Annotated in this window: 6 protein-coding genes; 3 read left to right on the top strand and 3 right to left on the bottom strand. The window is 64.0% G+C overall.

Annotated features, from left to right (window positions below; translation table 11 throughout):
• Positions 1-157: 157 nt before the first annotated feature.
• Positions 158-1108 carry a D-2-hydroxyacid dehydrogenase gene (locus CH256_RS25000; RefSeq protein ID WP_143536671.1) on the top strand — a complete coding sequence of 317 codons (951 nt, stop codon included), beginning with the start codon at positions 158-160 and terminating at the stop codon, positions 1106-1108.
• Positions 1109-1161: 53 nt separating this feature from the next.
• Complete coding sequence (locus tag CH256_RS24995) at positions 1162-1605, top strand: SRPBCC family protein (protein WP_082898666.1); 444 nt, start codon at positions 1162-1164, stop codon at positions 1603-1605.
• On the opposite strand, the gene CH256_RS24990 is transcribed toward CH256_RS24995, so the two are convergent.
• A complete protein-coding gene (locus CH256_RS24990) occupies positions 1602-2852 on the bottom strand; it encodes an Nramp family divalent metal transporter (RefSeq protein WP_068049426.1) in 1251 nt (416 codons plus the stop codon). The two genes, CH256_RS24995 and CH256_RS24990, sit on opposite strands and share 4 nt — an antisense overlap.
• Before the next feature lie 97 nt (positions 2853-2949).
• On the opposite strand from CH256_RS24990, the gene CH256_RS24985 reads away from it, so the two are divergent.
• On the top strand, positions 2950-3711 hold the full coding sequence (locus CH256_RS24985; RefSeq protein WP_094671069.1) for a class I SAM-dependent methyltransferase: 762 nt from the start codon (positions 2950-2952) through the stop codon (positions 3709-3711).
• On the opposite strand, the gene lppU is transcribed toward CH256_RS24985, so the two are convergent.
• Positions 3708-4334, bottom strand: a complete 627-nt coding sequence (lppU, locus tag CH256_RS24980) for an LppU family putative lipoprotein (RefSeq protein WP_179272220.1) — start codon at positions 4332-4334, stop codon at positions 3708-3710. The two genes, CH256_RS24985 and lppU, sit on opposite strands and share 4 nt — an antisense overlap.
• Positions 4335-4430: 96 nt before the next feature.
• Positions 4431-4693: molybdopterin-dependent oxidoreductase (locus tag CH256_RS24975; protein WP_179272219.1), on the bottom strand; the 263-nt coding region annotated here is incomplete at its 5' end.

Here is a 4693-nt window from a genome sequence, read left to right as displayed (position 1 = left end):
CCGAGGGGCACCTCGCGTGGCGTCCACTGATCGATCCCTCGATCCGAGAGCCAGTCCTCGGCTGCGTGCCTGAGGCCGAGTATCGTTGCCGCGTCGGCGGCAGTTGCGGGTTCCACGGTGAGCACGGTGCCATGGTACGGAGGTGGCGAGTTCTGTGGTGAACGTGCTTGTGGTCGAGAGCGGTTCGGACCGGATGTCCTTCCCCGGGATCGATGGAGTCGAGTTCCGAAGCTGCCTGATGGACGAACTCGCCGACGCGGTGTCGTGGGCCGAGGTGCTGCTGTTTCGGACCTTCGAGACTGCCGATCTGCGGGGCGTGTGGCCCGATGCCGAGAATCTTCGCTGGATCCACGCGTCGAGTGCCGGAGTCGACAGACTGCTGGACCCGGTTCTGCGCGAGAGTCCGTGGACGCTGACCAATTCCGGTGGCATCCTCGACCGGGCCATCGCCGAGTACGTCGCAGCCGGCATTCTGGCGTCGGTCAAGAAGTTGCCCCGGGCGCTTGCTCGGCAGCGCGAGCGGGTGTGGGAACACAGAGTTGCCGGCGGAATTCACGGTCGCGCCGCCCTCGTCGTCGGTCCCGGTTCGATCGGACGCGAGATCGGCCGCGTACTCGGCGCGCTCGGTATGCGCGTCGAGGCCGCGGCAACGTCCGAGCGACCGGGCGATTCGGAGTTCTCGCGGATCCGAAACTTTCGAGAATTGCCCTTGTATGCAGGCGAATACGACGTGATCGTGCTGGCGACACCGCTGACCGATGCCTCGCGCGGACTCGTCGACGCGGCGGTGCTGGGGGCCATGCGTTCCGATGCAGGCCTGGTCAACATCGCCCGCGGTCCCGTCGTCGACGAGCGGGCCCTGTGCGATGTCCTGGGATCCGGAGAGATCGGGTGGGCCGTGTTGGACGTGTTCGAGGTCGAACCATTGCCGGACACGAGCCCGCTGTGGGACATGGACAACGTCATCCTGACCGCGCATCTGGCGGGCGACTCCGACGATTTCGCGGAGCGTCTGTGGGCGCTGTTCGAGGACAACCTGCAGCGGTACGTCCGCGGTTCGGAATTGGTCAACGTGGTGGATATGCAGGCGGGGTACGTGCGCCGCTGAAACGGACCGCCAAAGTATGCGTAACACGCCGTAGCATGTACTAAGGTGCACGAGTGCGTGAAATCAATCGTTCGGCCGTGGCATCGACCAGTCGTGATGCGGCATTCGCCTACATGGACGACTTCAGAAACGTCCCGCAGTGGATGTTCGGCATCACCCGGTTCGAGCCGAGGAGCGACATCCTGTCCGGTCTCGGAGCCACGTACGACGCGACGATGCAGATCGGTCCGAAGGCTCTCACCTCCGTTGTGCACGTGACCGAATGGGTCCACAACGAGAGGCTCACGCTCGAATCGGTCGAGGGCCTGTCCAACTCGTCCACGTGGTCGTTCTCCGACACGGCAGACGGCGGTACCCGTCTGGATGTGGTGTTCCGCTACAGCCTTCCCGGCGGAATTGCAGGCAAGGTGCTCGGCGCTGTGGTCGAACCCGTTGTGGGTCAGGCGATCAAGCACACGGAGTCGACGCTACGCGCCCGCCTGGAGGCGGCCGACTAGTACACGTACTTGTCGAGTGCGTCCAAGACCTGGTCGACGGCGAGCCACGCGAACAGGAATGCGCAGATACCCAGCGTGAGGTTGGTGAACCAGCCGTTGCGCCATTGCTGTGGCACCCGATCGCTGTTGAGCAGAATCAACAGTGTCACCGCCAGGAACGGCATGAACACCGCCCCGAGGACGCCGTACGCGAGCACGAGCCCGATCGGTTGGTCCAGCCACAGCAGCGCCATCGGCGGGAACGTCAACCATGCGACGTACCAGCGGAAGTACTTACCGCCCACGCGTGTTTCGGGGTGGCCCTGTTCGAGCCCCTTCAGATTGCCGACGAAGTCCGCGAACATCAGGCTCACACCGTTCCACACCCCGATCAGCGACGAGAACGACGCCGACCAGAATCCGATGAGGAACACGTACCCGAACACCGTGCCGTAGCGCTCGGCGAGCACGTCGGAGAGTTGAATCAGGCCCTGATCGCCGGTGGAGATCGCGATCTGCGACGAGTACAGCAGTTCGGCACCGACGATGAGCATGGCGAGGACGAAGATGCCGGAGATGACGTAGGCCATCGAATTGTCGATGCGCATGACGCGCATGAATTTCGGTGTGATCCAGCCCTTCTCGCGCAGCCAGTAGCCGTATGCGGCGAGCGTGATGGTGCCGCCGACGCCACCTGCGAGACCGAGGACGTACACGATGGAGCCGTCGGGAATGGTGGGGACGATGCCTTTGACGATGGCGGGAACGTTCGGAACCGCCACTACCGCAGCGCCGATCACGGTCACGAACATGATGCCCACGAAGACGGTGATGATCTTCTCGAAGAACCCGTAGCTACCGAGCCAGATCAACGCGAACCCGAGGAGCCCGGACGCGATGGCGACAACCTTCAGATCCAGGGCCGGGAACAGCGCGACGATCGGCAACGCGCTCGACGACATCGCCGCAGCACCGTAGACGAATCCCCAGATCACGATGTACGGCGCGAAATAGACCGTCGTCCACTTACCCAGCGAACGCCAGCCCTGAAAGATCGTGTTGCCCGACGCCAACGTGTAGCGGCCGGCACCCTCCACCAGAACGACTTTCATGACGACGCCGACGATGATGACCCAGAGCAATGCGTAGCCGTAGCGCGAGCCGGCCACCAGAGTCGCGACGAGGTCGGCAGCCCCGATGCCGGTTGCGGCGACCACGAGTCCGGGGCCGACCACCTTCCATTTCGGAGGTGCAGTGGTCTCGGTCATCGATTCTCCTCGTGCGCCCTGGGTTGCTCAGTGACCTGTCTCACTCTTTACGAAACGTACGGTTCCTGGCAAGTCAGCTCTCGGTACCGTCGATACGGTGACCGACGGACAGCAGTCATCGCGTGCACTGAGCTTCGGCAAGGTTGCCGAGAATTACGACCGGGCCCGTCCCGGCTACCCCGCCGAGTTGTACGCGGACATCGTGACCGGGGACGGGCTGCGAGTGCTCGAGGCGGGAGCAGGTACCGGTAAAGCCACCGTTGCCTTGGCTGAACTCGGCGCGTCCGTTGTTGCGGTGGAACCGGATCCGGCTATGGCAGAGCTGGTTCGGCGGCGCACCGAGAACCTCGCCGTCGAAGTGCAGGTGTCGCGGTTCGAGGATTGTGCAGCCCCGGCAGCGGCGTTCGATGTAGTGGTGGCCGCCCAATCCTGGCATTGGGTGAACCACGGGCAAGGAGCTGCAGTGGCGGCCCGCGCGTTGGTCCCCGGCGGTGCCCTTCGGTTGTGGTGGAACATGCCGGGCGACCTAGAGGGCCCGGCATGGGAAGCGGTCAGGGCGGCCTACGACGCAACCGAGCCGGCAGTGGCCCACCTGTTGGTGCGTTCTCTCGGTGCGCAACCGGAGTCGAACGTGCCCTGCGCTGCCGGCTTCGGTCCGTGGACGACCTCGACGTACGAGTGGATCCAGCGCTACTCCGCAGACGAATTCTGTGCCCTGGCCGCCACGTACTCGAGCCATCTAGCCCTGGACGACGTGCGCCGCGGCGAGGTCCTGGGCGCAGTGCATGCGGCCATCACCCGCTACGGCCACGTCGACTACCACTACGTCACACAGATGGTGACGGCGCAGCTCGACTAGGAGATCGTCGTGGTGCAGACGACGAATTGCCTTGAATCGTAGGCGAATCCACCCTCGGGGCATTCGTTGGGATCGGCGGTACCGGTCTTGATCTCGGTGACCTGTTCGACGTCGGTCGCGGTGGGGTCGTTGCAGTCGACTCGTGAGGGCTCATCCATACCGACGGTGGGCACGCTCATGCAGCCGTCGACGACCCAGTCGACATCGAGGCACAGTGCCCCCTGCTCCACACCGTCGAGTGTCTCGTAGTAGGTCTGATTCACGTCGGTGGGGCACTGCTCGTTCTGCTCGGCCTTGGCGATGACCTTGTAGTTCGATTCCATGCTGCCGCATTCGGCGTTCTCGATGGTGGCGGCCGTCATCGTTCCGCCGAGTTGGACGCATTGACCGATCTCGACATCGATGTCGGTGGAGCCGCCGGCGTCGATGCCTTCCTGGCCGGAGACGTCATCGGTGGTGCTGCCCGCGGCGGACGTGGCGGACGAGGTGGTGGTGTCTGCGGCAACGGCATTGCCCGATTCGGACGACGAGCATCCTGCGGCGAACAGCAGCGTGAGCGCTGCACCTGCGGCGAGGAGGCCTCTGGAGAAAGCAAGCATCGTGGCATGACCTTCGGAACTCATCGAGGCGAGAGAACACACCCTCGTCGGCAGCCCCACGGGCCACCGAAGAAAGATTCTTTACCATTCACGGAGGTTTGAAAAGCGCACAGCCGGAAGTCACGAACGGAACACAATGGTGGCAACCCATTTGGTGTTGTGTACGCCCGGCAGCGCAGGCACGATCACGCGCGCGGGAAATCCGTGATCGAGCGAGAGATCCACGCCGTTGACTTGCAACGCGAGCAACGAATCCGGATGGCTTGCTTGATTGCCCTGTAGTACCGCGCGCGTGAATGCACCGTTCTGCTCGAGCGAAGTGACCTCGGCCGATCGCGGTGCGGGTACGCCTGCCAGCGCGGCGAGTTCGGCCAACGGGACAC

Source organism: Rhodococcus sp. 05-2254-6 (assembly GCF_002258565.1).
GTDB lineage: Bacteria > Actinomycetota > Actinomycetes > Mycobacteriales > Mycobacteriaceae > Rhodococcoides.
This window is presented reverse-complemented; position numbering and strand designations above follow the sequence as displayed.